The organism is Pseudomonas sp. Marseille-Q5117 (assembly GCF_946901175.1).
Taxonomy (GTDB): Bacteria; Pseudomonadota; Gammaproteobacteria; order Pseudomonadales; family Pseudomonadaceae; genus Aquipseudomonas; species Aquipseudomonas iranensis.
In genome coordinates this window covers 51,902-76,839 of record NZ_CAMPPP010000021.1, presented here as the reverse complement: position 1 = coordinate 76,839, position 24,938 = coordinate 51,902, and the positions used below count along the sequence as shown (strand labels likewise).

General features: G+C 60.0%; 25 protein-coding genes and 1 pseudogene. 13 read left to right on the top strand and 13 right to left on the bottom strand.

The window, feature by feature from the left end:
* Positions 1-2 precede the first annotated feature (2 nt).
* Together lpdA and OC605_RS25495 are read left to right on the top strand one after the other, a co-directional pair.
* Positions 3-1,376, top strand: a complete 1,374-nt coding sequence (gene lpdA / locus OC605_RS25500) for a dihydrolipoyl dehydrogenase (protein ID WP_262140224.1) — start codon at positions 3-5, stop codon at positions 1,374-1,376.
* Between the two features lie 216 nt (positions 1,377-1,592).
* Entirely contained in the window at positions 1,593-2,612 is a 1,020-nt protein-coding gene (locus OC605_RS25495) for a branched-chain amino acid aminotransferase (RefSeq protein ID WP_016775201.1), read from the top strand.
* Between the two features lie 276 nt (positions 2,613-2,888).
* Here OC605_RS25495 and OC605_RS25490 read toward each other — a convergent pair.
* The 4 genes and pseudogenes from OC605_RS25490 to OC605_RS25475 all read right to left on the bottom strand — a co-directional run.
* Positions 2,889-3,707 (bottom strand): annotated as a pseudogene (locus OC605_RS25490) (TIGR03915 family putative DNA repair protein); the annotation flags it as partial.
* Positions 3,704-4,924: a putative DNA modification/repair radical SAM protein gene (locus OC605_RS25485; protein WP_262140219.1), complete on the bottom strand. Its 1,221-nt coding sequence runs from the start codon at positions 4,922-4,924 to the stop codon at positions 3,704-3,706. The gene OC605_RS25485 and the pseudogene OC605_RS25490, both read right to left, overlap by 4 nt.
* Before the next feature lie 166 nt (positions 4,925-5,090).
* Positions 5,091-6,359 (bottom strand): Nramp family divalent metal transporter, encoded by a 1,269-nt coding sequence (locus tag OC605_RS25480; protein WP_262140238.1) that lies wholly within the window; start codon positions 6,357-6,359, stop codon positions 5,091-5,093.
* A 131-nt stretch (positions 6,360-6,490) separates the two neighbouring features.
* Positions 6,491-7,027: a chalcone isomerase family protein gene (locus OC605_RS25475; protein WP_262140218.1), complete on the bottom strand. Its 537-nt coding sequence runs from the start codon at positions 7,025-7,027 to the stop codon at positions 6,491-6,493.
* A 146-nt stretch (positions 7,028-7,173) separates the two neighbouring features.
* On the opposite strand from OC605_RS25475, the gene OC605_RS25470 reads away from it, so the two are divergent.
* Together OC605_RS25470 and OC605_RS25465 are read left to right on the top strand one after the other, a co-directional pair.
* Complete coding sequence (locus tag OC605_RS25470; RefSeq protein WP_262140217.1) at positions 7,174-7,947, top strand: hypothetical protein; 774 nt, start codon at positions 7,174-7,176, stop codon at positions 7,945-7,947.
* Positions 7,948-8,031: 84 nt separating this feature from the next.
* A complete protein-coding gene (locus OC605_RS25465) occupies positions 8,032-8,589 on the top strand; it encodes a hypothetical protein (protein WP_262140216.1) in 558 nt (185 codons plus the stop codon).
* Here OC605_RS25465 and OC605_RS25460 read toward each other — a convergent pair.
* From OC605_RS25460 to OC605_RS25445, 4 genes are all read right to left on the bottom strand, one after another.
* Positions 8,579-9,295 (bottom strand): alpha/beta hydrolase, encoded by a 717-nt coding sequence (locus OC605_RS25460; protein ID WP_262140215.1) that lies wholly within the window; start codon positions 9,293-9,295, stop codon positions 8,579-8,581. The two genes, OC605_RS25465 and OC605_RS25460, sit on opposite strands and share 11 nt — an antisense overlap.
* Positions 9,296-9,476: 181 nt before the next feature.
* Positions 9,477-10,589 (bottom strand): succinylglutamate desuccinylase/aspartoacylase family protein, encoded by a 1,113-nt coding sequence (locus OC605_RS25455; RefSeq protein ID WP_186566493.1) that lies wholly within the window; start codon positions 10,587-10,589, stop codon positions 9,477-9,479.
* Positions 10,590-10,789: 200 nt separating this feature from the next.
* On the bottom strand, positions 10,790-11,569 hold the full coding sequence (locus tag OC605_RS25450) for an ABC transporter substrate-binding protein (RefSeq protein WP_262140214.1): 780 nt from the start codon (positions 11,567-11,569) through the stop codon (positions 10,790-10,792).
* A 334-nt stretch (positions 11,570-11,903) separates the two neighbouring features.
* Entirely contained in the window at positions 11,904-12,332 is a 429-nt protein-coding gene (locus OC605_RS25445) for a rhodanese-like domain-containing protein (RefSeq protein WP_262140211.1), read from the bottom strand.
* A 101-nt stretch (positions 12,333-12,433) separates the two neighbouring features.
* Here OC605_RS25445 and ftrA point away from each other — a divergent pair, with 101 nt between their 5' ends.
* From ftrA to OC605_RS25425, 4 genes are all read left to right on the top strand, one after another.
* On the top strand, positions 12,434-13,408 hold the full coding sequence (gene ftrA, locus OC605_RS25440; protein ID WP_186566491.1) for a transcriptional regulator FtrA: 975 nt from the start codon (positions 12,434-12,436) through the stop codon (positions 13,406-13,408).
* Positions 13,409-13,537: 129 nt separating this feature from the next.
* Positions 13,538-14,758: a colicin E3/pyocin S6 family cytotoxin gene (locus OC605_RS25435; RefSeq protein WP_262140209.1), complete on the top strand. Its 1,221-nt coding sequence runs from the start codon at positions 13,538-13,540 to the stop codon at positions 14,756-14,758.
* Between the two features lie 14 nt (positions 14,759-14,772).
* Positions 14,773-15,012, top strand: coding sequence for a pyocin S6 family toxin immunity protein (locus OC605_RS25430; RefSeq protein WP_073471254.1), 240 nt, complete (start codon positions 14,773-14,775; stop codon positions 15,010-15,012).
* An 8-nt stretch (positions 15,013-15,020) separates the two neighbouring features.
* Positions 15,021-15,356: a hypothetical protein gene (locus tag OC605_RS25425; protein WP_130899243.1), complete on the top strand. Its 336-nt coding sequence runs from the start codon at positions 15,021-15,023 to the stop codon at positions 15,354-15,356.
* A gap of 58 nt (positions 15,357-15,414) precedes the next feature.
* On the opposite strand, the gene OC605_RS25420 is transcribed toward OC605_RS25425, so the two are convergent.
* Entirely contained in the window at positions 15,415-15,753 is a 339-nt protein-coding gene (locus OC605_RS25420) for an FKBP-type peptidyl-prolyl cis-trans isomerase (RefSeq protein ID WP_262140206.1), read from the bottom strand.
* A gap of 131 nt (positions 15,754-15,884) precedes the next feature.
* Between OC605_RS25420 and OC605_RS25415 the strand changes: the two genes are divergently transcribed.
* On the top strand, positions 15,885-16,931 hold the full coding sequence (locus tag OC605_RS25415) for a M4 family metallopeptidase (RefSeq protein WP_262140205.1): 1,047 nt from the start codon (positions 15,885-15,887) through the stop codon (positions 16,929-16,931).
* Between the two features lie 14 nt (positions 16,932-16,945).
* Entirely contained in the window at positions 16,946-17,257 is a 312-nt protein-coding gene (locus OC605_RS25410; protein WP_110645529.1) for a protealysin inhibitor emfourin, read from the top strand.
* A 1-nt stretch (position 17,258) separates the two neighbouring features.
* Here OC605_RS25410 and OC605_RS25405 read toward each other — a convergent pair whose 3' ends face one another.
* Both OC605_RS25405 and OC605_RS25400 read right to left on the bottom strand, forming a co-directional pair.
* Complete coding sequence (locus OC605_RS25405) at positions 17,259-17,771, bottom strand: hypothetical protein (protein WP_262140202.1); 513 nt, start codon at positions 17,769-17,771, stop codon at positions 17,259-17,261.
* A gap of 88 nt (positions 17,772-17,859) precedes the next feature.
* Positions 17,860-18,168 carry an RcnB family protein gene (locus OC605_RS25400; protein WP_262140201.1) on the bottom strand — a complete coding sequence of 103 codons (309 nt, stop codon included), beginning with the start codon at positions 18,166-18,168 and terminating at the stop codon, positions 17,860-17,862.
* Between the two features lie 488 nt (positions 18,169-18,656).
* Between OC605_RS25400 and OC605_RS25395 the strand changes: the two genes are divergently transcribed.
* The gene (locus tag OC605_RS25395) at positions 18,657-19,949 is read left to right on the top strand and encodes an MFS transporter (RefSeq protein ID WP_016775219.1); all 1,293 of its coding nucleotides are present in this window, start codon (positions 18,657-18,659) and stop codon (positions 19,947-19,949) included.
* A gap of 13 nt (positions 19,950-19,962) precedes the next feature.
* Complete coding sequence (locus OC605_RS25390) at positions 19,963-20,733, top strand: substrate-binding domain-containing protein (protein WP_024013368.1); 771 nt, start codon at positions 19,963-19,965, stop codon at positions 20,731-20,733.
* Here OC605_RS25390 and OC605_RS25385 read toward each other — a convergent pair.
* The gene (locus OC605_RS25385; protein ID WP_024013369.1) at positions 20,723-21,637 is read right to left on the bottom strand and encodes a LysR family transcriptional regulator; all 915 of its coding nucleotides are present in this window, start codon (positions 21,635-21,637) and stop codon (positions 20,723-20,725) included. The genes OC605_RS25390 and OC605_RS25385 overlap by 11 nt on opposite strands.
* A gap of 250 nt (positions 21,638-21,887) precedes the next feature.
* Between OC605_RS25385 and OC605_RS25380 the strand changes: the two genes are divergently transcribed.
* Positions 21,888-23,696, top strand: coding sequence for a monovalent cation:proton antiporter-2 (CPA2) family protein (locus tag OC605_RS25380; RefSeq protein ID WP_262140200.1), 1,809 nt, complete (start codon positions 21,888-21,890; stop codon positions 23,694-23,696).
* Positions 23,697-23,741: 45 nt separating this feature from the next.
* On the opposite strand, the gene OC605_RS25375 is transcribed toward OC605_RS25380, so the two are convergent.
* Positions 23,742-24,692 carry an IS110 family transposase gene (locus OC605_RS25375; protein ID WP_262140199.1) on the bottom strand — a complete coding sequence of 317 codons (951 nt, stop codon included), beginning with the start codon at positions 24,690-24,692 and terminating at the stop codon, positions 23,742-23,744.
* Between the last annotated feature and the right edge of the window lie 246 nt (positions 24,693-24,938).

The window sequence follows — 24,938 nt, the reverse complement described above, 5'->3', positions numbered from 1 at the left end:
GAATGCAGACTTTGAACACCACCCTGCTGATCATCGGCGGCGGCCCCGGCGGTTACGTCACGGCAATCCGCGCCGGGCAATTGGGCATCCCGACCATCCTGGTCGAAGGCCAATCGTTGGGCGGCACCTGCCTGAATATCGGCTGCATTCCGTCGAAAGCGCTGATTCATGTGGCAGAGCAGTTTCATCAGACGCAGCATCACAGCCAGCATTCGGCGCTCGGCATCAGCGTTGCCGCGCCGACCCTGGATATCAGCAAAAGCGTCGAGTGGAAGGATGGCATCGTTGATCGCCTGACCACTGGTGTCGCCGCGCTGCTGAAGAAAAACAAGGTTCAGGTCATCAACGGCTGGGCGAAAATCATCGACGGCAAAACCGTGGAAGTCGGCGATACGCGTATCCAGTGCGAACATCTGGTGCTGGCCACCGGTTCGACCAGCGTCAACCTGCCGATCCTGCCGATTGGCGGACCGATCATCTCCTCCACCGAAGCGCTGGCGCCTACGTCTGTGCCGAAACGTCTGGTGGTGGTCGGCGGTGGTTACATCGGCCTGGAGCTGGGCATCGCTTATCGCAAGCTCGGTGCCGAAGTCAGTGTGGTCGAGGCGCAGGACCGAATTCTTCCGGCTTACGACGCGGAGCTGACACAACCGGTGCATGAGGCGCTCAAGCAACTGGGGGTGAAGCTGTACCTCAAACACAGTGTGCTGGGTTTCGACGGCACATTGCAGGTGCGCGATCCAGAAGGCGAAACCCTCAATCTGGAAACCGATCAGGTACTGGTCGCGGTCGGACGCAAACCCAATACGCAGGGCTTCAATCTCGAAGCGTTGAATCTGGACATGAACGGTTCGGCTATCAGGATCGACAGCCGTTGCCAGACCAGCATGCGCAACGTCTACGCCATTGGCGATGTCAGCGGCGAACCGATGCTTGCTCACCGCGCCATGGCTCAGGGCGAGATGGTTGCCGAGCTGATCAGCGGCAAAACCCGTGAGTTCAACCCCACCGCCATCGCCGCCGTGTGCTTTACCGACCCGGAACTGGTGGTGGTCGGCAAAACTCCGGACGAGGCCAAGGCTGCCGGGCTGGACTGCATCGTTGCAAGCTTCCCGTTCGCCGCCAACGGCCGCGCAATGACCCTGGAATCGAAAAGCGGCTTCGTCCGGGTGGTCGCACGTCGTGACAATCATTTGATTGTCGGCTGGCAAGCGGTGGGTGTCGGGGTTTCCGAATTGTCGACGGCATTCGCGCAGAGCCTGGAAATGGGCGCGCGCCTGGAAGACATCGGCGGCACCATTCATGCCCACCCGACCTTGGGCGAAGCGGTGCAGGAAGCGGCGTTGCGGGCGCTGGGGCATGCGTTGCATCTGTAGGCCCCTTCGCGAGCAGGCTCGCTCCCACACTTGAAATGCATTCCCCCTGTGGGAGCGAGCCTGCTCGCGAATTCTTGAGGGCAACACTATTTATCTGAGTGTCATCCGATAGTCCGGGCTGCGAAACCGCTCAAGAATGAAGTATTGTTGTGCCCATCCAAAAAAACGTCAGAAGCCTTGAACCGTTTCGGCGGTTGTTCAGTGATAGAGGGTGTCATGGGTAACGAAAGCATCAATTGGGACAAGCTGGGTTTTGACTACATCAAGACCGACAAGCGCTATCTGTCGTACTTTCGCGATGGCGAGTGGGACAAAGGCACCCTGACCGAAGATAACGTCCTGCACATCAGCGAAGGCTCCACTGCCCTTCACTACGGTCAGCAGTGCTTCGAAGGCATGAAGGCCTATCGCTGCAAGGACGGCTCGATCAACCTGTTCCGCCCGGACCAGAACGCCCTGCGCATGCAACGCAGCTGCGCGCGTCTGCTGATGCCGACGGTCGACACCGAGCAGTTCATCGAAGCCTGCAAAGCCGTGGTTCGCGCCAACGAGCGTTTCATCCCGCCGTACGGCACCGGCGGCGCGCTGTACCTGCGCCCGTTCGTGATCGGCGTCGGTGACAACATCGGCGTACGCACTGCGCCCGAGTTCATCTTTTCGATCTTCTGCATCCCGGTCGGCGCCTACTTCAAGGGCGGCCTGACTCCGCACAACTTCCAGATCTCCAGCTACGACCGCGCGGCGCCGCAAGGCACCGGCGCGGCCAAGGTCGGTGGCAACTACGCCGCCAGCCTGATGCCGGGTTCGAAAGCCAAGAAAGCCAATTTCGCCGACGCGATCTACCTCGATCCGATGACCCACACCAAGATCGAGGAAGTCGGTTCGGCCAACTTCTTCGGGATCACTCACGACAACAAGTTCGTCACCCCGAACTCGCCATCGGTCCTGCCAGGCATCACCCGCCTGTCGCTGATCGAACTGGCCAAATCGCGTCTGGGCCTGGAAGTGGTTGAAGGCGACGTGCTGATCGACAAGCTGTCGGACTTCAAGGAAGCCGGTGCCTGCGGTACCGCTGCGGTGATCACGCCGATCGGTGGCATCAGCTACAACGATCACCTGCATGTGTTCCACAGCGAAACCGAGGTAGGCCCGGTAACCCAGCAGCTCTACAAAGAGCTGACTGGCGTGCAGACCGGCGACATCGAAGCGCCAGCGGGCTGGATCGTCAAGGTTTGATCTGACGACTGCTGATGCTCAAAAGCCCTCCACCGAGTGATTGGTGGGGGGCTTTTTTGATTGTGGTTGTTGGTTTTTTTTGTGTAAGGCTGGAGATCTTTTCCCCCTCACCCCAGCCCTCTCCCCCAGGGGGGCGAGGGGGAAAGGGAGCCGACTTGTGCGCTTTTCAAAAATCGCATTCACCTCGGCCATTCAGGTCGATGGAGTTCGCAAGAACACCTCGGTCGGCTCCCTCTCCCTCCGGGAGAGGGCTGGGGTGAGGGTAGGCTTTTCGCTCTTCAAGGCAATCCGTTTACCAAGTCGATCAGCAATCCCGCTCGCCTGCCCATTCTGCTGCTTGCCCATCCGCGCCTGGGTGATCAATCCCGGTATCAACTCGCCCTCCGGCAGATTCTTCCAGAACCGCACCGGCAGATGTCCTTGCATGACCTTCGGATTCAACCGCGCCGGGTTGAAGATGTGGCTGTAGTAGGTCAACCACAAATCGCCGTGGGGGTCATCGACGTTCTGTGCCAGTTGCTGCCATTCGATCGGGCACTGCCGCTCGTGAATCAATTGCTCACCGTCGTAATAAACGCCGTCACGCGGTGTGGCGATCAACCAGCGATGCTGGCCCATGCGCCCGATGAAATGCTCGCTGGCGCTGTGCAGGATGTCATGGGCCGGTTCGTGCCACGCCACATATTGTGGACCGGGCTGATCCTTCGGCCGCTCGATGAAACGCACAAACGCATGCAGATGATGGGCCTCGCGGCTGACCTGCTTGATGCGCCGCTGCAATTCGCTGCCGAGCTTGTCGCCGGCCATCATCGCCGTGCGGTCGCCGTGACTGACGCGCCAGAGCACTTCATACAACAGGCTCCAGCGCTGTTCGCCGCGATAGCGCGCCGCTTGTTCGAGGGTGGCGAGCAGCGCACGGGGAATACGCGCCTGAAACGGCCCCTGCCCTTCGGGCACGTGATCATCACTGGCAAACAGATCGCCAACGCCTTCCGCCGCCCAGCTCACCAGACTCGGATCGATCTCATGGCTGAGCAACCAGCGCGCCTGCTGGCGCCAGGTGTCGAACAGATCGTCACAATCGAGACTGATCATCCCCACAATCCCATCTGCTGCGGCATCGGCCGGTCGCGCAATTGCTGGTAGAGCATGTGGCTGGTGACTTCCGCCTGTTGCGGGTGGTAATCGCTGGTGATGATGAACGGCTTGGCCTTGGCCAGCACACAGCGCATCCGTGCCACGTCTTCGTAACGGATGCGGCGCTGACGGCGCAACTCGACCAAGCGCTCGGTGGTGCGCAAGCCGATGCCCGGGATGCGTGCGATCAACGTTGCGTCGGCACGGTTGAGGTCCAGCGGGAACACTTCGCGATTTTCCAGCGCCCAGGCCAGCTTCGGGTCGATATCGAGCGCCAGATTGCCCGGGCCTTTGAGCAATTCGTCAGCGCTGTAGCCGTAGCTGCGCAGGAGGAAATCAGCCTGATACAAACGGTGCTCGCGCATCAGCGGTGGCGCGGCGAGCGGTACGCTTTTCGGGCTGTCGGGGATCGGACTGAATGCCGAGTAATAGACCCGGCGCAAACGGAAGTTGCCATACAGGGACTGAGCGCTGTGGAGGATGGTGCTGTCGTCGGTGTCATCGGCACCGACGATCAGTTGCGTGCTCTGCCCAGCCGGAGCGAACTTGGCCGAGCGCGGCTCGTTCAACACGGTCTGCACGCCGGTGTAGATGGTGTTCATCGCTTGCTTGATCGAGGTGATGTCCTTCTCCGGCGCCAGGGTCTGCAGGCTGGCATCGGTGGGCAGTTCGATGTTGACGCTGAGGCGATCGGCATAGCGCCCGGCTTCTTCGATCAAGGCGGAATCGGCTTCCGGAATGGTCTTCAAATGGATGTAGCCGCGAAATTCGTGCTCTTCGCGGAGCAACTTGGCGACGCGCACCAGTTGCTCCATGGTGTAGTCCGCCGAGCGAATGATCCCGGAGCTGAGAAACAGCCCGCTGACGCAGTTGCGCCGGTAGAAATCCATGGTCAGCGTCACGACTTCTTCCGGGGTGAAGCGCGCACGTGGCACATCGCTGGAACGGCGGTTGACGCAGTACTGGCAATCGTAAAGACAGAAGTTGGTCAGCAGGATTTTCAGCAACGACACACAGCGCCCGTCCGGCGTGTAGCTGTGGCAAATGCCCATGCCGTCCGTCGAACCGAGCCCGCTCTTGCCCTCGGAGCTGCGCTTGGGCGCACCACTGCTGGCGCAGGAGGCGTCGTACTTGGCGGCGTCGGCGAGGATGCTCAGCTTGTCGATGATTTGCATGGCGCGGGCTCTTTACTGTGTGCATATACAGTATAGGCTCGCCCGCCGCGAAACAAGTTGATGGATGACCCCTCGTCGGCTGGCCATCTGAATTGCGGCCAACCGCGCAACCAGTGGGAGCGAGCCTGCTCGCGAATAGGCCCTGCCAGTCACCGCAACACAGTGATCAAACCGCCCACTGCAATATCAACCAGCTGTTCGCCCCGCTGATCAACACAAACAGCCCCCAGGCCAGCACCCGCATGGGCCAGCGATTGACGAACGGCCCCATCAATTGCCGGTCGTTGGTCATGCGAATCAGCGGGTACAAGGCAAACGGCAGTTGCAGGCTGAGCACCACCTGGCTCAACACCAGCAGCTTGCCGATCGCGCTGTCACCGAGCAGCCAGACGCCGATGAACGCCGGAATCAGCGCCAGCCCGCGAGTGATCAAACGCCGCTGCCAGCACGGGATGCGCAGGTTCAGATAGCCTTCCATGATCACCTGCCCGGCGATGGTTCCGGTGAAGGTCGAGCTCTGCCCCGACGCGAGCAGTGCCACGCCGAACAGCACACTGGCCAGCGCACCGCCAACCAGCGGGTCGAGCAAATGATAGGCGTCCTGAATGTCGACCACATCGGTGTGTCCGGACTGGTGAAACGCCGCCGCCGCGAGAATCAGGATCGCCGCGTTGACCAGCAGCGCCAGGGCCAGCGAACCGATGGTGTCGATGCGCGCCAGTTTCACCGCGTCCCGCTTGCTCGCCAGGTCCTTGCCGATCATCCGCGTCTGCACGATCGAAGTGTGCAAATAAAGGTTATGCGGCATCACTGTGGCGCCGAGGATGCCGATGGCCAGATACAGCGGCGCAGCATCGCCAATAGCCGACAGCGAGGGTTTGAAGCCCATCGCGACGTCTGGCCAGTAGGGTTTGATCAACAACAACTCAACGAAGAAACACACACCGATGGTCGCGACCAGCACCAGCATGATCGCTTCGAGCCGACGGAATCCCCGGTTCTGCAGGGCCAGTACCAGCAGCGTGTCGAACGCCGTCAGAGCGATACCGAAGGTCAGCGAGCAACCGAGCAGCAAGTGAAACGCGAGAGCGCAGCCAAGCACTTCGGCGAGGTCGGTGGCGATGATCGAGATTTCCGCCAGCAGCCATTGCAGGCGCGCGGTCGGCGTGCTGTAGCGCTCGCGGGACAACTGCGCCAGATCGCGCCCGGTGGCGATGCCCAGCCGCGAACACAGGCACTGCACCACCATCCCGGCCAGACTCGCCAGCAACACGACGAATAAAAGACTGTAGCCAAAACGCGAACCGGCCTCGATCGCGGTGGCCCAGTTGCCCGGGTCCATGTAGCCGATCGACACCAGCAAACCGGGACCGGCGAAACACAGCACACGTTTGAAGAACGAGGCAGGCGGATCGACCGCGACACTGCCGGCCACTTCCGGCGGACAAAACGGCGCGGTGGCGATTTTGGGCAAGCTGAATTTCACGCACACATCCAGAAACAAAAACGGGAGCCCGGCAGCTTAGTCGTTTCGCCTGATGCCTTGAAGCGCAAAGATCACTGAACCTATGGGTTCACCCCCAGCAACTGCTCGCGCAACTCGGGACTGCGTGTTCGCGGATCCAGCCAGATATCGAAAAACGCCTTGGCAAACTGCGGATCCTCGATCTCGTGCTGGAGCTTCTGCCCGACAAAAAACCGCGCGCCCTGCCCCGGCAGATATACGCCGGTAATCCGCGTGCCGGCCTGCACGTCGACAAAGGATTGCTGCATCTGCGTCTGCCAGCCGGCCAATTGCGCTGAAGTGACCCGGGGACCGGCCAGGCGTTTGATCTCATCGACGCTGGTGCTGACCAGATCGTCTCGCGAGATGTTGCGCCGGTAGATCAGTTCCAGGGCAAACGGCTGGCCTTCCGACAGAGGCCGCGCGGCACTCCACAAGCGCGCGCTGTAGACGTCGAAGCCGAACACGCTGAAATCGCCGCTGCCGATGATTTGCGCCCCTGGGACTGCGTCCTGCCAATTGGCCCATGTCGGCGTCAGCAACAGTGCCCACAAGCCGATGCCACAACAGCCACGTACGAGCTTGGGTGTTCTGTTCATCGCCGTATCGTCTCCGCTGCATTGTGATGATCAAAGCATAGCTGGATTCGCGTTTGAATTTTTGTATACAAAAATCGCGAACATAGGCAGCAATCTTTAATCGGCAGTGCTAACGTGGCTCATCCTGACCCGATGGAGACACCCGCGTGCTGATCCTCAAACTGCTGCTGATTCCCGGTTTTCTCCTGCTGATTTCCCTGGCGGGCAAACGTTGGGGGCCGAGCGTGGCCGGGTGGCTGTCGGGATTGCCGGTGGTGGTAGGGCCGATTCTGTTCTTTCTGGCGATCGAACAGGGGCCGCAGTTTGCCGCGCAATCGGCGGTGGCGGCGCTGTCGGCGATGTTCGCGATGATCGCTTTCTGCATTACCTATGCGCAGCTGGCGCAGCGGGCGAACTGGCCGTGGGCGTTGACCATTTCACTGGCGGTTTGGGCCGCGCTGGCGGCAGTCTTGTCGGTGATCCCGGCGTCCTTGCCGTTCTCGGTGATTGCGGCAGCGGTGGCACTGCTCGCTTCGCCTTATCTGTTCCCCGAAGTGCAGCCGGTGTTGAACGGGCCAGCACCGAAGTCGGACAAACTGATTTGGCGGATGATCGCCGGTGCGGCGCTGACGCTGGTGGTGACGATGCTCGCCAGCACCGTCGGCGAACGCTGGAGCGGCCTGCTCGCGGTGTTCCCGGTGCTCGGCAGCGTCATGGCGGTGTTCTCGCAACAAACCCGCGGCCGGGGGTTTCCCGCTGCGTTATGGCGCGCACCGGCGACCGGCATGTATTCGTTTTCGGCGTTCTGCCTGGTGTCGGCCTTGACGCTGCCGACCATGGGCCTCAGCGGCTTCGCAGTGGGAGTGGCAGTGTCGGTGGCGATGCTCGGGGTGACCCGGCGTCTGCTGGCGCGGCCAGTGGCCAAGGCGCAAGCGCAATAACCGCCCGGACGAATCGCGCTGGAACGCCCGGCACGCTCCGTGGGATGATCGCCCGCCTCGCGCGACCATTCACCGGAGATTCACATGTCATTGTTGAGTAAAAAAGCCGTCGTTCTGATGCTGGCGGCCGTCGCCGGTTTCGCCGCGATCAACGCGCACGCCGCCAAGGAAAAGGTCAAAACCGAGAAGGTTACGCTGCTCGACGGCAAATTCGCCTTCGTCCTGCCCAAAGGCTTTGTCGCTGACCCGCTGCCCGCCAGCCCAAGCGGTGCCAAGGGCACGATGTACACCAACCAGACCACCAAGACCGTGGTCATCGCCGCCGAAAACCAGATCCCGGCTGGGCAGAACGTCAAGGACAACGACGGTGAGTTTCTCGACGGCAGCGTGTCGAGTTTCATCGAGGATCAGCGCAAGGCCCTGCCGGACTTCAACAAACTCAGCGAGAAAAGCCTGACCCAGAAAGGCACCGGCCTCGGACTGCGTCAGGTTGACAGCACCGCCACCCAGGGCGGTGGCCAGACGCTGAACACCACATTGCTGGCCGGCTCGGGGACGAAGATGGCGCTGGTGCAAGTGATTTCCCGCGCCAGTGACAAGAAAGGTCACGATGCCCTGATCAAAGCCATCGTCAAGGATTGAGCCGCTGCAACCAGCCATTCAGGTCACGCAACTCGGCAGCAGTGATGCTGTGGCCGACGCCCGGATACGCGTGAAACTCGGGCTGGTAATCGAGCTTGTGCAATAGCGCGTTGGCCTCGGTGCCGTGACGGTAAGGCACCGGATCATCAGCGGTGCCGTGGCCGATGAAAATGCTCAGCGGCAGTGGCGCTTGCCCGGGCTTGAGTTCGGCTTTGAGCACCGGCAACAAGCGCCCGCTCAACGCGGCAAACCCGCCCACGACCGCTGGCGCGCGCAGGCCCACTTCGTAACTCATCATCGCGCCTTGGCTGAAGCCGATCAGGTACACCTTGTCCGGCGCGGCGTGATATTTCTTCGCCGCCTGGGCGATAAAGTCGCGCAGCTTCTGGCCGCTGACCTTCAGATCATCGGTCTCGCCGTTGTAGGCGCCTTCACCTTTCTTGCGAAACCACTGGAAACGTCCTTCACCCAATGTCATCGGCGCGCGCACGGAAAGGTAGTTGTACTGCGCCGGCAGCTGAAATTTCATGCCGATCAGATCGGCCTCGTTACTGCCATAACCGTGCAGGAAAATCACCAGCGGACGTGGTTCAGCGTCGGCGTGGACCTGTTCGAGGTACTTGAGTGGCAGATCGGATTGCAGGGTGGTTTGCGCGTGAACGGCGGTGGATGCGAGCAGGGTCAGCAGGGCGAACAATTTCAGCATTGCAGCGTTCCTTCACAGAGTGTCGGGTTCGCGGGGAGCCTAACATCCTCGGCTGAGGATCCAAATTTTGTGGTGCGGCTGATGGCCCTTTCGCGAGCAGGCTCGCTCCCACCGTTGAAATGCGTTCCCCCTGTGGGAGCGAGCCTGCTCGCGAAGAGGCCCGCACCTTCACCGCAACCTGTCAGTCGTTCGTCAGCTTGCCGGTACGAAACGGCACCCGCCCCGCCACTTTCGCCTGCCAGATCCCCGGCTCGGTATAACGCCCGCGATCAATCGCGAACAGCACCCCGCTGGTGCCGGCGCGCACGGTGGTCACGCGATCCTGCAATGGGTCAACAACCTCGAACAGCGCATCGCCCTGCTCTACCCACTCGCCGGCATTGCGCAAGAAACTGACCACGCCATGGTGCGGGGCGAACAGGTATTCGGTGCCTTCGAACGGCAGACCTTCACAACATTCGCTCGGCGCCGCCGGCCAGTCGCCGCTGATGAAACCCTGCTCGGCGAGAAAACCCAGGATCGCTTCGCAATTGGCCTGAGCCTGATCGACGCGGGTGTCGCCCATGCTGCCCAGCTCCAGCGTCGTCGCCAGATTCGCCGCCGGAATCGCCGCGTCCGGGAATGCTTTGGCCAGACGCAGCCACGGCGTCGAGCAGGATTCATCGAACGAGCTGCCGCCGGAGTCCTCGCAGAGCAACGCGACGCCGGCCTGCAACCGCGCCGCCAGCGATTGCCATTGCGGCCAGTGTTGCGGCAGCGCGTAGAGGTGAATCGCAGCGTCGAAGTCGCAATGCAGATCGAGGGTGATGTCGGCGTCGCAGGCGTGGCGCAGCAACAAGCGGTGCAAGGCTTCCAGTTGCGAGGCCGGCGCCGGCAATTCTTCGAAGACCTGAGCCATGGCCTGGCGGATCAGCGCGACGTTGGCCTCGTCATCCGCGCCCAGACGCTCGCCAACCAGCGCCGCGACCGGGGCGCTGAGTTCGACGAATGCGCGGTTGAAATTCTTGCCGCTGCCCAGTTCGAAGCGGCCCATGTGATTGCCTTGCAGATGCTGATCCAGGCCGATCGGATTGGCCACCGGCACCAGTTCGATAACGCCCTGCAAACGGCCCTGCCGTTCCAGTTCGTTCAAGCGCAGCTTGAGTTCCCACGCGGTGCGCATGCCCGGCAGTTCATCGGCGTGCAGGCTGGCCTGGATATACACCTTGCGGCTGCCGGCGCCGTAGCGAAAAACGCTGAGGGAGCGCTCGCTGCCCAAGTGGCTCCAGGGCAGAACGTGGTCGATGCGTTGCATGGAAAACTCCTTAATAGCTGGGTTACGCAAATCCCTGTGGGAGCGAGCCTGCTCGCGAATGCGTCAGGTCAGACGATGACGATGTCGAATGTCAGACCGCTTTCGCGAGCAGGCTCGCTCCCACAGAGAATTTCCATCAATAAAAGAACATAAAAAAAGTGGCCACCGCGCAAACGGGGCCACTTTTTTTTCACGGCGTATTAATGGCCGTATACGTCAAAGTCGAAGTACTTGTCCTGGACTTTCTTGTACTCGCCATTGGCGCGGATTTCGGTGATGGCTTTGTTGAATTGCTCAGCCAGTGCGGTATCGCCCTTGCGCACCGCGATCCCAGCGCCGCCGCCGAAGTACTTGGCGTCTTCGTAGGTCGGGCCGACGAATTCGAAGCCTTTGCCGGCGTCGGTTTTCAGGAAACCGTCGCTGAGGTTGACCGAGTCAGCGAGCATCGCGTCGATACGCCCGGACACCATGTCGAGGTTGGCTTCCTGCTGCGAGCCGTAGCGCACCAGTTCGATCCCGGCCGGAACCAGCACTTCGGTCGCGTAACGGTCGTGAGTACTGGCGCGCAGCACGCCGACTTTCTTGCCTTTGAGTTCGGTCAGCGGGTCTTTCACGCCCGAGCCTTCCTTCATCACGAAACGTGCCGGGGTGTGGTAGTACTTGATGGTGAAATCGACGTTTTTCTTGCGATCGTCAGTGATGGTCATCGACGACAGGATCGCGTCGATCTTCTTCACTTTCAGCGCCGGGATCAGGCCATCGAACTCTTGCTCGACCCACGAGCATTTAACCTTCATCTGCGCGCACAGTGCGTCACCGATGTCCACGTCAAAACCAGTGAGTTTGCCGTCAGGGGTTTTCATCGAGAATGGCGGGTACCCGGCTTCGATACCGATGCGGATCGGCTTGGCGTCTTCGGCCACGGCGGTCATGGACAACATCGACAGTGCCAGGGCACCGAACATCACTAGCTTTTTCATTTATTACTCCCGTGCGGAGGCTTTTATTGGCAGCTTTCGAGTCAGCGTTCGGTCATGGCGTTCTAACGGCAAAAACCGACGTGGCCGGCAGTCTATGGCGGCGCGCACGGAGGCAATTGTTTTTAAGCGACAATTACTTACAGAACATCGGCGCACGCATTGACTGGGGGCAACGCGTGCGCCGTGGTGGTGCGAAGGCTGTAGGACAAGACTGTTTTCAGAGCAAGAAACGCCGATCCTCCTGTAGGAGCTGCCGGAGGCTGCGATCTTTTGATCTTGTTTTTTTGAGATCAAGATCAAACGATCGCAGCCTCCGGCAGCTCCTACAGAAACGTCAGCATTCGCAGGCGACAGGTGTATTGGCGACTGACGCCGCGTTCAGTTCGAAACCTTCATCGAGCCATCCGGTGACGCCGCCAATCATCTCTTTCACCGGATAACCCAACGCCGCGAGCTTCACCGCAGCCTTGTTCGCGCCATTGCAATGCGGCCCGGCGCAATAGACCACGAACAAAGTGTGTTTCGGGTAATCGGCCAAGCGCTCCGCCGTGAGCAAGCGGGTCGGGATATTGATCGCGCCGGGCACATGGCCGCGCTCGAACGCCAATGGGCCGCGCACATCCACCAGAACAAAATCGACCTCCCCGGCCTCGTGACTACTGAACACGTCGGAACAATCGGTTTCGAAGGTCAGACGATTGCTGAAATGCATCAGGGCAATCGCCGAAGGGGCGGCGGGAATTTCTCGAACCAGGCTGGTCATGCTGTGTTGCTCCTTTGTCTGTGGGGGATGAACAGACTTTATCGAGACGGCGCTTGCCGCTACAGTGGCGCGCAAGACACCGACCGGGAGTTTTCCGCCAAATGCCCACTCAGCCCAATCTGGTTGCCATTCTGGCCTACGACGGCCTCTGCACATTCGAGTTCGGCATTGCCGTGGAGATCTTCGGCCTGGCCCGGCCAGAGTTCGACTTCCCTTGGTACGAACACGCGATTGCCGCGGTCGACAAAGGCCCGATGCGCGCCATGGGCGGGATTCAGGTGCTGGCCGATGGTGGCCTGGAATTGCTCGCCGCAGCGCGCACCATCGTCATTCCCGGCTGGCGCGACCGCAATGCTCCGGTACCGTCAGCGCTGATCGACGCATTGCGTCGGGCGCATGACCGAGGCGCGCGGTTGCTGTCGATCTGCTCGGGCGTGTTCGTGCTCGCCGCCAGCGGCCTGCTCGACGGCCACCGCGCCACCACGCACTGGCGCTACACCGGTGAACTGGCGCAACGCTTCCCGGCGATCGAGGTCGATCCGGACGTGCTCTACGTCGACGCCGGTCAGCTGATCACCTCCGCCGGCAGCGCCGCCGGCATCGACGCCTGCCTGCATCTGGTAACCCGCGACTTCGGCACGCAGGTCGCCAACGCCGTCGCGCGGCGCTTGGTCATGTCGCCACAACGCACCGGCGGCCAAGCCCAATTCATCCCCACCCCGGTCAGCCGGACACCCCGCAGCGACCTGTCGCGCGTCATGCAATGGGCCCGCGAACGCCTGCACGAACCGCTGGAAGTCCGCGATCTGGCCAGCGAAGCGGCGATGAGCGAGCGCACTTTTTTGCGGCGCTTCACCGAAGCCAGCGGGCAAACGCCCAAGGCGTGGCTGCAACATGAACGCCTGGCGCGAGCGCGGGAGCTGCTCGAGAGCACCCATCAACACACCGAGCAGATCGCCCAGCGCTGCGGCTATCGATCGGTGGAGAGCTTTCGAGCGGCGTTCCGCAGCGTGGTGGGCGTACCGCCGTCGGTTTATCGGGAGCGGTTTGGGCGGTCGGGTAAGGCGATTTGTTGACCTGTCTGGTCATGGATTTGATCTTTTTGCAGTTGTAACAACTGCAACACTTTCAGACGCGTCCTACATCCATCACTCCTTCGTTGCTTTAGCGTCCGCTTCGTTTTTAAACAGCGGACAAGGACGCTCATGGCTCGCAAGAAAGACATCCCCCGGATCCAGAACCCGCCAGAGGGAGACGGACACCACATCACCACCCGCTACATGACTGCCAGCGAACTTGCTGCGCGCGAGGCCGCACAAGGCGCTTATGAAGACATTCTGGCTCGGCAGCAGGCCCACGAAGATCGACTTGGCCACCAGGTCATACATGAACAGCAAAATATAAGCGGCTGTGTTTTCGTGAAAAGTTGCAAGCTGCCGAACGGCGTCATCAATGATGCCAATCCATCTGGATTTATACCGGTAGGGAAAATTTCGGATTATGGAACGCTGTCCTTGCTAGCGGGGCATGAACGCGACTCGGCCGGGAATATCGCACTCAAGACAATTGGCGCGACCAGTTTGCAAGCGTCGATCGGAGCTTTTGCTCTCGGCAGCTCTGGCAGTCTGAGCACCAGCACTGCCGCCGCAAGTACCACAAGCCTGGCCACCGGCGGTGTCGTCGCAGGCGGGTTGCTCGGGTTGGTTGCGCTGCTGTGGCCATCGAGTCTCGCCGATAGTGCTCTCTACACAGAAGAGCAACTACAGTCGCTCGAGACAGCTCGGACTCGGGTTCGATTGCATGTGGAACAGCAGCCCGATGGGACGTTGAAAGGATACGGATACAACACTCAAACGCGCAGCGACTGGGAAATGATTCCAGTCGTTCAGTTCGTCAAGCAAGGCGCCTCGCACGTCGCAGATTTTGGGAATGGGTCGACCTTACTCTGGACTCCCTCTGTAGACTCATCACGCGGATCGGCAATTCCGCCGTTGGAGGGTGCGCCGCAGGTTCCACACATCTGGATATACCCGCCGACCGAGCAGGCGGACAAAATCATCGTCAATCCGGTTTACCCGCCTGAATACCAGGACTTTATTCTGGTCTTTCCGGCGGACTCCGGAGTACAGCCTCTATATGTTGTGCTTTCAAGACCTACTCTTGGCGGTGACATCAAATATCACCGGCCTCCTGTAACTCTCCCAGCATTCCCGGATACCTATCCCGTCAAATCCAAAAGCAGTGTTCAAGGTGGTGGCGGCAAGCGCAGCAGATGGAAAGACAAGAAAGGTCGAATCTATGAATGGGATAGCAAAACAGGGGCTATAGAACTCTATAACAAGCAAGGCAAACATCTAGGTGAGTTTAATCACGAAACGGGCGAGCAAATCGATCCTGCCGATCCCGAGCGATGGACTCCAAAGTGAAGAGGAATAAAAATATGTATTTATGGATTAGTGGTTTTTTACCAGACGAAAGCGAGGACGATACGCTGAAATTCGAGCTGTCGGTCCACTCGAAATCTGAGCGTCCGATATTGGCCGTAATGGGCTGGCCAGAACTCAGTCTAAGTCCCGACGGAGAATGGCTGCTGACTGCGGACCAAACTCAACGAATCAGCGAAATACTTGGAGAGCAATTGCCGAAGGAGCTGGACTTATTCATCGGCGTCAGGGGCTAGCGTCGACGATGAGCCTCATCTATCAAGATTCATCTATTTCCCGCGACGTGGCGATGAGACTTATTGCAAGTGGTGTCGCCGAAAATATGGCAGCAGGATTAGTATCCATCGGTATGAGCGAGGAAGACCCAATGTGGGCCCAGTCTTTCTGCCTCCAATATCTCTCCAGCGAAACCGAAGCGATCGCTGCCTCTGCCATCACCGCCCTGGGCCATATCGCTCGTCGACATGGAAGACTGAATACCGAAACCGTTTTGCCGGCGCTCGAAAACGTAAGGCGTCGGATGCCCTCGTTGCAGGGCGTCATTGAGGACACCATTGACGATATAGAGATGTTCACCTGAGCATCCGAAGTTGCAAGCGTCTGGATGAGGGTTACTTCATCCAGACGCACGTCAGACCTCAATCCTCCCGCGTCAAAACCTCCAGCAACTCAATCTCAAACACCAGATTCGAATTCGGCGGGATCTTGCCCATGGTCCGCTCGCCGTACCCCAGATGCGCCGGTACCAGCAATTTGCGTTTGCCGCCGACCTGCATGCCCATCAGGCCCTGATCCCAGCCTTTGATCACGCGGCCAGTGCCAATCACGCACTGAAACGGTTTGCCCCGGCTCCAGGACGAGTCGAATTCAGTGCCGTCTTCCAGCCAGCCGGTGTATTGGGTGGTGATCAGCGCACCTTTCACCGCGGCTTTGCTGTCGCCCGGTTGCAGGTCGATGATTTGCAATTCGTCTGTCATGTCGTTGGCTCTTGAGATGTTCGCAGGCGGCGTTTTTCGCAGAATCCGGCGTCGATGGCAATCCATGGAACCGAAAACACGCCTTGCCGCTCACATGTGTATCGACATCGTATGACGACAAGGATGCTTAGATGACCGACTCTCGATTGCTGCGCAGTTTCATCCCGCCCTACATTCTCAACCGCATCATTGCTCACGGTTCCGAGCCGCAGCGCAACGCCGCGATGCAGACGCTCAACCACGTGCGCAGCCTGCTGCCCAATCCCGGCCGCCCTTCGCAGCCGCCAGCGCGGGCGATTCTGCCGGAGGCGAGCAAGCCTGGCCTGGCCCGGCGCAGCGTGCATGATGCGCAGAACAAAATGCTCTTGCCGGGCATGCCGGTGCGCCTCGAGGGCCAGCCGGCATCGGGGGATCCGGCGGTCGACGAGGCTTACGATGCGCTGGGCGCCAGCTATGATTTCTTCTGGAAGGTGCTCGGTCGCGACTCGATCGATAATCAGGGATTCGCGCTGATCGGCAGCGTGCATTATGGCCAGGGCTACGAGAACGCATTCTGGAACGGCGCGCAGATGGTTTTCGGTGACGGCGATGGCGAAATCTTCCAGCGCTTCACCCGCTCGCTCGACGTCATCGGCCATGAACTGGCCCACGGCGTCACCGAAAGCGAAGCCGGGCTGATTTATGCCAACCAGTCCGGCGCGCTGAACGAGTCGCTCTCGGATGTATTCGGCGTGTTGACCAAGCAATACACCCTTGGCCAAACCGCCGAGCAGGCAGACTGGTTGATCGGCGCCGACCTGCTGATGCCACAGATTCAAGGCAAGGGCCTGCGCTCGATGTCGCACCCCGGCACGGCATACGACGACCCGATGCTGGGCAAGGATCCGCAACCGGATCACATGCGCAAGTTCGTCATCACCAGCGAAGACAATGGCGGCGTACACATCAACTCCGGCATTCCCAACCGCGCGTTTTACCTGGCAGCCCGAGCATTTGGCGGCTTCGCCTGGGAAAAAGCCGGACGCACCTGGTACGACACACTGTGCGACGACCGTTTGAGCCAGGACGCAACGTTCGACGCGTTCGCAAAACTGACGATCGACCACGCCGCCCAGCGCTTCGGCGCCGAAGCAGCCGACGCAGTGCAGCAAGCCTGGGCACAGGTCGGTATTGAATAATCCGAGGAGACCGTATGAAAACGCTACCCGAGCTGGATAAAGATTCCGTTTTACGCGTATCTCGCCAGGGTGGCGTTGCAGCGATTCACAGCCTGAGCCGCCCACGGGAAATCGAATTTGCCCAGTGCGACATCAATCAGCGTTCCAGGATCTGCTCGGTGCTTGAGGGTTGCCTGCCACTCGATAGCAGTGAATCGGGCCGTGGGGATCAGCGCTTCTACCAGATTGAAGTGCGCTATCAGTCCGGGGAAATGGTGTTGAAGGTGCCGGAGGATCGGGCGCCGGGGGAGTTGGTGCATTTGTGGGACAAGGGGGAGCTGCTTTGATTCACGCTGGCGGCTCTTCTGCGTCGACAAGTGACAATGTGCGCGGGCCAAAGCCCGCGGTCTGGCCGAATACGACACCGTTGAACGTGTGCGTACAGCACTCGCAGCTCGGCGTCATGTCCTGCGCCTTCAGTTCCGGATTGACCATTTGCAGGAGATTTTGCTCGTCGACGTACAGCCCGTTGAAATAACTGGACTCACCCAGTCGCACGACTTCTTCGCGATCCTTCTCATGGATGGCAACCATCCAGAACACCGGCGCTGATTGATCCAGTCGCGCCACAGCTTCGCTGAAAATGGCATCCCAAGAACCGCCCACCCGAGACAGCAGGAAGCGAAACAACGGCGTGTAATCTCGACCGTATTGTTTGCCTGCGTGCATCGAACTTCGCATGCCTTCGTCACGGCTTGCAGCTTTGCTGTTGCGCTGATCGCGATAATGCGCAACTGATTCATGGCGACGAACACCCCACGTTCGAGTGTTCACTTTGCGGTAGAGCGGTTTCTTGTCCAATCCCTTATTCCTCATCCAGACGTCCGCTGTTTTACCGGAACGGCGTTTGAATGCAATCAGCCATCCGTGGCCAATTGTAAAACCGGGCCTATCGCTCGACCGGCTGCATCTCGACAATCGTGCCATTGGTGATCATCACCATCACGTACTGGTCATTGATCTGCACCCACTGCGCCTGCTCGATCGGTGCTTTCAGACCTTTGGCTTTCCAGTTCTTCAGCGCCTTGTCTTTGCGCTGGTACATTTCCGGCGCGCGGTCGTCGACCTTCAGCTGGCGATCGCTGGTCGGCGATTGCACGGCGGGTTCGCTGGAGGTTTGCGCCGCTTGAACAATGGGTGTGATTCCGGCAATGCCCGCAACAAGGGCCAGGCTGGCGATTAGGGTTTTGCTGTTCATCGGTGAACCTCTTTCGGATAGGTAGTACCTGAACTCCGACTGCGCGGCGCGGGAAACATTCCTTGTTTTTTGCCGGAGGTGGCCGTTAGAGGGCCTTGTCCATCAGAGCGCCATCGCTGACAACTCGAATCGACGCACCGCAGCTCCCACAGGGCTGGTGCTACATCACAGTTTTTGACCTGAGCTCCACTTCCACAAGACTTGGCGGACGCTGATTCTCTGATCACCACCGATCCCCTGTGGGAGCGAGCCTGCTCGCGAATACGCCGGCACATCCGCCATCGTTGCCATCTGACGGAAAGCCTTCGCGAGCAGGCTCGCTCCCACAAATGCGCGCCAAGCACCGGAAGCATTGATCCGCCCCACGCATCAATCCATGCCAACAATGCAATTAACAGATTGTTACATCTGCGCCACCATCCACCTCAATAAAAACCGTGCGCCGCTTCTCCGTAGCGCACGTCATAAAAGCGGTGGAGTACTTTTCAATGACAGCCTCAATTCCTACCAACGGCTCGCGGGCCGGTGCCATCTTCCGGGTGACCTCGGGCAACTTCCTCGAACAGTTCGACTTCTTTCTGTTCGGCTTCTACGCCACGCAGATCGCGGCGGTGTTCTTCCCGGCGAGCAGTGAGTTCGCCTCCCTGATGATGACTTTTGCGGTGTTTGGCGCAGGCTTCCTGATGCGTCCGCTCGGCGCCATCGTGCTCGGCGCGTACATCGATGATGTCGGCCGGCGCAAAGGTCTGATCGTCACCCTGTCGATCATGGCCAGCGGCACGATATTGATTGTGCTGGTGCCCGGATACGAAACCATTGGCCTGTTCGCCCCGGCACTGGTGCTGATCGGGCGACTGCTGCAAGGCTTCTCGGCCGGCGCGGAACTCGGTGGTGTTTCGGTGTACCTGTCCGAGATCGCTACGCCGGGCCGCAAAGGCTTTTTCACCGCTTGGCAGTCGGCCAGTCAGCAAGTGGCGATCATCGTTGCTGCCGCGCTGGGCTACGGTCTGAACCAGTGGATGGAGCCGCAAGCCGTGGCCGCCTGGGGCTGGCGCATTCCGTTTTTCGTCGGCTGCATGATCGTCCCGTTCATCTTTTTCCTGCGCCGTAACCTGGCGGAAACCGAAGAGTTCGCCGCACGCAAACACCGTCCAAGCATGCGCGAGGTGTTCCGCACCCTCGGCCAGAACTGGGGCGTGGTGCTCGGCGGGATGTTGATGGTCGCGTTGACCACTACCGCGTTCTACCTGATCACCGTGTACGCGCCGACTTTCGGCAAAACCGTGCTGCACCTGAGCACTTCCGACGCGCTGCTGGTGACGCTGCTGGTGGGTGTGTCGAACTTCTTCTGGCTGCCGATCGGCGGCGCGTTGTCCGACCGCATCGGTCGTCGTCCGGTGCTGATCGGCATGGCCCTGCTGGCACTGGCCACGACTTATCCGGCGCTGTCGTTCCTGGTGCAGGCGCCGAGTTTCACCAACATGCTGCTGTCGCTGCTGTGGTTGTCCTTCATTTACGGCTTGTACAACGGCGCGATGATTCCGGCGCTGACCGAAATCATGCCGGTTGAAGTGCGCGTCGCCGGTTTCTCCCTGGCTTACAGCCTGGCCACGGCGATCTTTGGCGGTTTCACCCCGGCGATGTCGACTTTCCTGATCCAGTACACCGGCGACAAAGCCGCGCCAGGTTACTGGATGAGCATCGGTGCCCTGTGCGCGCTGTGCGCCACGCTTTATCTGTACCGCCGTGCCGGTGGTCGTCTGCAACCTGTCGCGGCCTGAGGAAAAACTCGCCATGAAAAAACTTTTTACTGTCACCGCCCTGCTCGCCGGTCTCGCCTTCAACGTCGCGGCCCAGGCCGAAGAACTCAGCGTGATGACCTCCGGTGGTTTCACTGCCGCCTACAAGATCCTCGGGCCGAAATTCGCTGCCGCCACCGGTAACACCCTGACCACCAGCCTCGGCCCGTCGATGGGCAAGGCGCCGGAAGCGATTCCCAATCGTCTGGCGCGCGGCGAGCACGCCGACGTGGTGATCATGGTCGGTTACGCTCTTGATGAGCTGATCAAACAAGGCAAGGTCGACCCGGCCTCCCGCGTTGAACTGGCGGATTCGCGGATCGGCATGGTGGTGCGTGAAGGCGCGGCGAAACCGGACATCAGCAGCGTCGACGGCCTGAAGAAAACCCTGCTTGATGCGCAGTCGGTGGCCTACTCCGACAGCGCCAGCGGCGTGTACATCGAGCAGCAGCTGTTCAAGAAACTCGGCATCGAAGATCAGTTGAAACCGAAAGCCAAGATGATCGCCAGGATCCCGGTCGGCTCGGTGGTCGCCACTGGCGACTATCAGTTGGGCTTCCAGCAGGTCAGCGAATTGCTGCCGGTGCCGGGCGTGAGCTTCGTCGCGAAGATTCCGGAATCGGTACAGTCGGTGACGCGTTTTGCCGCTGGCATTCCGGTCAAGGCCGAGCACCCGCAAGAAGCCAAGGCCCTGCTCGCCTACCTCGCTGCACCGGCCGCTCAGGCTGACGTGCAGGCCACCGGACTGGATTCGGTCAAGCGTTGATCATTGGCGGCTGGACGCGCATTTCCACGACCAGCCGCTCCAGTTCCAAAGCCGCCGGGGTCAACGTGCGATCCCGGCGCTTGATGATGCCGACACTGCGCATCACCTGCGGCTCAATCAGCGGCACCCGCGTCAGGATCGGATGATCCGGCCCGGGCATCGCCATCAACGGCACCGCCGCCACGCCCAGCCCCGCCTCCACCAAGCCGATCATCGTCGTCACATGCCGCGTCTCGCAGATGCTCTGACGCTGCGGCACGACCCCGCCCAAGGCCTGATCGAGCAGAAAGCGATTGCCCGAAGTCTTGTCCAGCGCAATGTAATCCTGCTGATAGAACTCGTCCCAACTGACGCTGCTGCGCCCGGCCAGTGGATGATCGCGACGACAGGCGACAACGTAGCACTCCTGCACAAGCGGTTCGAACTCGACTTTGGCATCCTGCGTGCCGAGGAAACTCAAACCGAAATCCGCCTCGCCATTGACCACCGCACTCAACACATCGTGGGCGCTGGAATCGAGGACTTTGACCTTGATCCGTGGAAACTGCTGGTGATAGCGCGCGACCACGCGGGGCATGAAGTAGTACGCCGCCGACGGCACGCAGGCGACGGTGACATGGCCCAGACGCGTCGAGGCGACTTCGCTGATGCCGAGCAAGGCAATGTCGAGATCATCCAGCAAGCGCTCGACGCTGGGCATGAAGCCGCGCCCGGCCTGGGTCAGGCTGACCTTGCGCGTGGTGCGCTCGAACAGTTTCACGCCGAGGGCGTCTTCGAGCTTTTCGATGCGCCGGCTGAGCGCCGGTTGCGACAGGCGCACGGTGTCGGCAGCCTTGCGAAAACTGCCCTGCTCGACCACCGCGCGAAAGGCTTGCAGGTCGTTGAGGTCAAAGTTGATGGCCATGGCGTTTCCGGAAATTGATGCGCAGGGGTTATAAATGTAACCAGTTGATGCAAATTATTACAGACCTGATGAAAGCTGCCGTTGTGGGAGCGAGCCTGCTCGCGAATGCGGGGCATCAGTCAGTGGATAGGTGGCGGACCCAGCGCATTCGCGAGCAGGCTCGCTCCCACATTGGATCTCGAATGGTCTGGAGACCGCGTAACCCTTATCCTTGTCACCCTCGCCGTACCCGTAGTCAGGAGTCGTTCCAATGCCCCATGAAGGCAATCTGTTGCAAGCCGCTGTCGTGTTTCTGTTCGCGGCCGTGCTCACCGTGCCTTTGGCCAAACGTCTGCAACTGGGCGCGGTGCTCGGTTATCTGTTTGCCGGGGTGATCATCGGCCCGTCGGTGCTCGGCCTGATCGGCAATCCGCAAAGCGTTGCGCATATCTCCGAGCTGGGCGTGGTGTTGCTGCTGTTCATCATCGGCCTGGAGCTGTCGCCGCGCCGCTTGTGGGTGATGCGTAAATCCGTGTTCGGCGTCGGTCTGGCGCAGGTGCTGTTGACTGCATCGGTGATCGGCGTGCTGGCGCTGTCAGTGTTCGGCCAGCCGCTGAACAGCGCCATCGTGCTTGGCCTCGGTCTGGCGCTCTCCTCCACGGCGTTCGGCCTGCAAAGCCTCGCCGAACGCAAGGAACTGACCAGCCCCCACGGGCGTCTCGCGTTTGCGATTCTGCTGTTCCAAGACATCGCCGCGATTCCATTGATCGCCCTGGTGCCGATGCTCGCCGGCGTCGACCATCACACCAGCACCGCCGACGATATTCGTCACAGCTTGCAGGTGCTCGGCGGCATTGCCGTGGTGGTGATCGGCGGGCGGTATCTGCTGCGTCCGGTGTTCCGCGTGGTGGCGAAAACCGGGCTGCCGGAAGTGTCCACTGCCACGGCGTTGCTGGTGGTGATCGGCACGGCGTGGCTGATGGATCTGGTCGGCGTGTCGATGGCGTTGGGCGCGTTTCTCGCCGGTCTGCTGCTGGCGGACTCGGAATACCGGCATGAGCTGGAAGCGCAGATCGAACCGTTCAAGGGCCTGCTGCTCGGGCTGTTTTTCATCAGCGTCGGCATGGGCGCCAATCTCAGCCTGCTGTTGAGCGCGCCGATCACCGTATTGGGCCTGACCCTGCTACTGATCGGTCTGAAGTTGCCGCTGCTGTTCGTGGTTGGGCGCCTGGCAGGAGGATTGAACAAGATCAGCGCAATTCGCCTCGGCATCGTCCTCGCTGCCGGCGGTGAGTTCGCGTTTGTGGTGTTCAAGATCGGTCGCGATCAGGGCCTGTTCGAGCCGCGTCTGTACGACCTGCTGGTGCTGACCATCACTCTGTCGATGGCGTTGACGCCGTTGCTGCTGTTGATCTGCGCGCGTCTGGTCAGCCCGAAAGTGCAGCCGGTGGAAGTGCCGGAGAAATTCCGCGAAATCGATACCGAGGCGCCACGCGTGGTGATTGCCGGCATGGGCCGGATGGGCCAGATCGTGGCGCGGATCCTGCGCGCGCAGAACATCAAGTTCGTTGCGCTGGACACCTCGGTGGAAACCATCGAACTGTCACGCAGCTTCGGCGGTGTGCCGGTGTTCTATGGCGACCCGATGCGCCCGGAAATCCTTCACGCGGCGAAGGTTGGCGAGGCGGAGTATTTCGTCATTGCCACGGACGATCCGGAGACCAACATCAAGACTGCCGAAGTGGTGCACAAGCTCTATCCGCACATGAAAATCATCGCCCGCGCGCGTAACCGTCAGCACGTGCATCGCCTGGTGGATGTCGGCGCGGAAGCGATTCGTGAGACCTATTATTCGAGCCTGGAAATGAGCCGGCGCACGCTGGTCGGCCTCGGTCTGACCCAAGCCCAGGCCGATGCGCGGATCAAGCGTTTCAAGCATCACGACGAACAGGTGCTGGAGGCGCAACACGCCGTCTACGACGACGCCGCCAAAGTCCTGCAGACCGCCCAGGAAGCCCGGGCGGAACTGGCCAAATTGTTTGAATCGGATCAGCTCGAAGAAGAAGCGCGCAGGTCCTGATCGTGCCTTGCGCAGATCCAACTGTGGGAGATTCTATGGTTGTCCTCAAGCGATAACTGCCCCTTTCGATTGATATTCGCTCTGGTTTTTCATCAGGGCGAATGCTATACGGGCGAGTTTGCGGCTGAGCATCACGAGCACCTGTGTAGTCGCTTTTCCGCAGTTGAGATGGTGGCTGTAGAACGCCTTCCAGGCATTTGATCGGCAAGCTGACAGGGCAGCGTTATGCAGTAACCGCCGCACCTCCGAGCATCCACGCTTGGTTAAATATCTACGGCCATTTTTTTGGCCCGAGTCACTCACTCTCAGGTCCATGCCTAAAAACGCTATATAAGAGTCACCGCTGGTAAAGTCGCCGCGGTTGTATGCCATGACCAAAGCAGTTGCAGTTAGAAAACCGATACCCTCGATGGCTTGGCATCTGGCAACTTCTTCCAGCAAACCGGCTTCACGCAAGATTTCCTTGAGCTTTTTCTGAACTAGCAAATCCAGCCTGTCTATGGACTTTACGAAAGTTGTGAACACGGCTTTCAAGCTGGCGTCATTTGCCCAGCTCTGGGTCAGACTGGTCTTGGCCTGTATCAGCGAAGCTCTACGTCGTAGAAGACTTTGCAGCTTGCCGTAGACTGCCGGAGGTGGGGTCCAGGGGCGTAAATCTTCGCCTTCGTTTTTTAGAAAACGGGCGAGAAGGCGGGCGTCAGATGCGTCCGTTTTACTACGACCACCGACACCTTTACGATAATTACTCAGTTGAAAACCGTCGATGATGTAAACGTCATGACCTGACTCGTGAGCCAACTCAACCAAGTCGACATGATAAATATTGGTCGCTTCAACAGCTATGGCGGTGGGCCCCGGCAACGTTTTAAGCCAGCGCTTTATGGCTGGCTTTTCATTGGTTATCGAAGTAAGCAGATCTGGATCTGCTAAATAAATAACGAGTTCAGCTTTGGCGACGTCCACACCCACGATTGACTTCGACACACGCATTGCCACTGGCACTTCTCCACGCTAAGGTTTTACGACTTGTAGGGGTTTCACCCAGAGGCGCAGGCTTGTTTCTATCGTCGCTTGAACGAAGCATTCTCTATCGGCGCTTTTGGTGGAAGGGGTGGGGCGAGGTCTCCCACGGTCTGTACTGTTACAGCAGTCAGATGCGAACTGTTCGTCCCACCACCCCTTCAAGTCTAACCATACAAGCGAGCCTGCTCGCGAAAGCGTCGTGTCAGTCACCCAATACTT